The sequence below is a fragment of the Methanocalculus sp. genome, from assembly GCF_029762515.1.
Classification (GTDB): domain Archaea; phylum Halobacteriota; class Methanomicrobia; order Methanomicrobiales; family Methanocorpusculaceae; genus Methanocalculus.
Window position 1 is genome coordinate 1 of the sequence record NZ_JARVGN010000259.1, and the last position, 3,408, is coordinate 3,408.

Consider the following 3,408-nt stretch of genomic DNA (forward strand, 5'->3'; position numbering starts at 1 on the left):
ACCGCCAGTTCCTGAAAACCCATCAGATCTACCAGGTTGGCAGGCTCCTCTTTGTCGGACCCCCCGGAACCGGAAAAACCTCGTTTGCACTCTCGCTTGCACGTGAGCTGCATATGCCGATCCTCGAGGCCCGCCTCTCGATGATCACCTCCCAGTACCTTGGAGAGACATCAAAGAATATTGACAGGATCTTTGAGATAGCAAAACGGCTGTCTCCCTGCATCCTCTTCATTGATGAGTTCGATTATGTGGCACGCACACGGGATTCAGATGATCACGGTGCGATGAAGCGGGCGGTCAATACGCTTCTGAAGAGCATCGACCAGATCAGCCTGGTCAAATCAGAAGTCCTCTTCATCGGGGCGACAAACCACCCGGGAATCCTTGACGAGGCTGCCTGGAGAAGGTTCGATGACGCAGTTCCCTTCACCATACCAGACGCATCCATGCGGGAGGCGATCCTGCGTACGATCACCCGGAGCCTCCGGATTGTTCCCGATATCCCGCTCCTCGCAGCCAGAACCGAGGGCTTCACTGGTGCCGATCTCCGCCTGATGATAAAAGAAGCAGTTATGGCCGCTCTCATTGAAGGGCGGGACCAAATTACCGATATTGATATCGAACAGGGGATGCTCCTTGTGGACCGGAGGAATGCGCTCCGGAAGACCGGATGGATCGGGGCATGAGGGTCACCTTCCTTGGAACCGGTGACGCCATCGGCACACCCAAGATCGGGTGCAACTGCGATCACTGCATTCAGGCATGGAAGGAAGGCAGGGAGCGGCTCAGGACATCCCTTTTGATCGAGACGGGTTCACACCACCTGCTCATCGATACCACCCCTGACCTCCGCAGACAACTCCTGTATGCCGGCTCTCCCCATATCGATGCCGGAATCTGGACTCATGGCCATTACGACCATTTCATGGGATTTGGGGATTTTTACCGGATTCAGAAACCGCCTGCCATGTATGCGGCACCGGAAGTGCTCGACTATTGCAGCAATGTTTTTTCATTCCTCCCTTCACCGGGGCATCCAGTATTACCCTATCAGCCATTTGCGCTCTTCGATCTCACGATCACCCTCTTCCCGGTTGACCATCCCGGCGCTCCGACATATGGTGTAAGAATTGAATCAGGTGATTCTGTCCTCGTCTATTCGTCAGATACGCGCAGGGGGATCCCGGAAGAGAGTATCGATTGTATGAGGGATGCGGATCTTCTCATCCTTGACGCCATGGCGCCGTCGCACCTCACGATCTCAAAACATATGAACTATACCGATGCGCTTGACCTCGCAGATGAGTTGAAACCAAAAGAACTCAGGTGCGTACACCTGAGCCACATGGTCTCATGGGATCAGCCGTATTCGGCATATGATATGGAGACCTTTGATCTCAGCCTCCGCTAATGGCTATATAGTCTCCCTGCCAATTGATATACAGTATGAACATAAAAATTCTTGAGCTTGAAAAAAATAAGGTCAGAATGGTGTTGGTTTCAGAGAAACACACCTTTATGAATCTTCTGACCGATGAGATCCTGAAAGATCCGGCCGTTGATGTTGCCAAATACCAGATCGAGTACCAGTTCTCTGACCCCGAACTCCTCGTCACAACCGACGGCAGTAAGGATCCTGTCACAATCATCAGGGAAGCATGCGAGCGGATCAGCCGCTCCTGTGACGAACTGCTGACACAGGTACAATCTGCATAAGGTGTTCTTTTCAGGAGAAGTCTTCGATACCATATCCGGATCTGATGCTTTGGAGAGAGCATTGGATCCCGGAAAAACTCTCTTTTACGTATTTTGGGTTGAAAAAAAAGACCTGGCGCATTACACCCGCTGGGTGAATGCAACCTGACCTGATATCTTTGATATCTTGACTTTGATCTTCTGCCCCGGCTTTCCGTTGGTGACATAGAGGATATATTTACCCACCTTGGCAACCCCGTCACCACGGCGGCTGACCGACTCGATCTCCACCTCGATCTCCATCCCTTCTTCGAGGCTGGTTCCCTTCACCTCGGTTCTGGCACGCCGCTTTCTCACCGGACGGTGGCTGCCGCAGGCATCACACCGGAGCATCTGGATACGATCGTCCTTGACAAGCCGGGTATCGGGCCGCCCGCACTCGGAACAGATGACATAATCGTCGATGTAATTCCTGACGATCGCTTCAAGGACATCCGTTTCAAATTTGCCATTAAAGATTGCACGGGTTCCGTCAATCTTACCGGCAGTTCCAAGCTCCCCGAGCATGAATTTCATCACGTGATCGGGTTCCCGGTTCAGTGTCCCGACAATATCCATGAAATTTTCAAGGATCGTCGTCTTTCCTTCGGGGTATGATTTGACTTGTGGCACGACAAACCGCTCCCCCGTATCCGACGGTTCGGTGATGCCGGTATAAGCCTTCTTCAGGAGATCCTCGTAACTATCGACCATGCAGAGTATATGGGGGTCATAGTGCTAAAAAGTGTAGTATGGGCAGGGAGAGTGATCCTTATTTCTTCTCTAAAGATGACCTCTAAGGAATGCTGTCCGCCGAAGATCTCACGATCATCCGCTCACGCCTCGGACGGGATATCACCCCCCTTGAGGCGGTCGCTTTTGAGAACCTCTGGAGTGAACACTGTAGCTATCGCTCAACACGGGCTCTTCTGAAGACTCTCCCGACAGAGGGGAGAAACGTCATCATCGGGCCGGGAGACGATGCTGCTATCGTCAGATACAATGAGAAGACCGCGCTTGCGATCGGGATGGAGAGCCATAACCATCCAAGCTATGTTGACCCCTATGATGGTGCCGCAACCGGTGTCGGGGGCATTGTCCGGGATATCATCTCGATGGGTGCCCGCCCGATCGCCCTGATGGATCCCCTCTGCTTCGGAACCCTCGATTCCGAGAAGACGCGCCACCTCTTTGAGCATGTCGTCTCCGGTATCGGGGATTACGGAAATTGTATCGGCGTGCCGGTTGTCAGGGGAGATCTCATCTTTGACGAGAGTTACCAGGGCAACCCGCTTGTCAATGTTGTTGCTGTCGGTGTCGTTGACCCCGAACATATCATCACCGGCAGGGTGCAAAAGCCCGGTAACCATCTCATCCTCTATGGTTCCCGGACGGGCCGCGACGGGCTGGGCGGCGCTTCCTTTGCCTCGCGGGATCTGAGTGAGGATTCGGAAGCAGAAGATCGCCCGAGCGTGCAGGTTGGCGATCCCTATACCGAGAAGCTCCTCATCGAGGCGACGATGGAGATGTGCGCAACCGGGAAGGTGCTCGCCTGCCGTGACCTCGGCGCGGCCGGGTTTGCCGGTGCGTCAAGCGAGATGTCAAGCACATTCGGGGCCCGGATCAGTGCAGATCGAGTCCCTCTCCGTGAGACCGGTATGAATGAGATTGAGA

The 3,408-nt window shown here is 53.8% G+C and carries 5 protein-coding genes; 4 read left to right on the forward strand and 1 reads right to left on the reverse strand.

Translation table 11 applies throughout. The features are described 5' to 3' along the window. The 3 genes from QCH34_RS09225 to QCH34_RS09235 all read left to right on the forward strand — a co-directional run. A partial coding sequence (locus tag QCH34_RS09225) for an ATP-binding protein (RefSeq protein WP_300333188.1) occupies positions 1 to 686 on the forward strand: 686 nt, incomplete at its 5' end. Then, on the forward strand, positions 671 to 1,411 hold the full coding sequence (locus QCH34_RS09230; protein WP_300333191.1) for an MBL fold metallo-hydrolase: 741 nt from the start codon (positions 671 to 673) through the stop codon (positions 1,409 to 1,411). The genes QCH34_RS09225 and QCH34_RS09230, both read left to right, overlap by 16 nt. A 35-nt stretch (positions 1,412 to 1,446) precedes the next feature. After that, a complete protein-coding gene (locus QCH34_RS09235) occupies positions 1,447 to 1,716 on the forward strand; it encodes a DNA-directed RNA polymerase subunit L (RefSeq protein ID WP_300333194.1) in 270 nt (89 codons plus the stop codon). Positions 1,717 to 1,836: 120 nt separating this feature from the next. Here QCH34_RS09235 and QCH34_RS09240 read toward each other — a convergent pair whose 3' ends face one another. Continuing rightward, positions 1,837 to 2,448 carry a translation initiation factor IF-2 subunit beta gene (locus QCH34_RS09240; RefSeq protein ID WP_300333197.1) on the reverse strand — a complete coding sequence of 204 codons (612 nt, stop codon included), beginning with the start codon at positions 2,446 to 2,448 and terminating at the stop codon, positions 1,837 to 1,839. An 89-nt stretch (positions 2,449 to 2,537) separates the two neighbouring features. Here QCH34_RS09240 and QCH34_RS09245 point away from each other — a divergent pair. Beyond that, positions 2,538 to 3,408 (forward strand): AIR synthase related protein (locus QCH34_RS09245; RefSeq protein ID WP_300333199.1); only part of this gene is annotated, 871 nt, incomplete at its 3' end.

Coding starts and splice junctions, on each gene's coding strand:
- QCH34_RS09230 (WP_300333191.1), top strand. CDS start 671: ATGGATCGGGGCATGAGGGTCACCTTCCTTGGAACCGGTGACGCCATC.
- QCH34_RS09235 (WP_300333194.1), top strand. CDS start 1,447: ATGAACATAAAAATTCTTGAGCTTGAAAAAAATAAGGTCAGAATGGTG.
- QCH34_RS09240 (WP_300333197.1), bottom strand. CDS start 2,448: ATGGTCGATAGTTACGAGGATCTCCTGAAGAAGGCTTATACCGGCATC.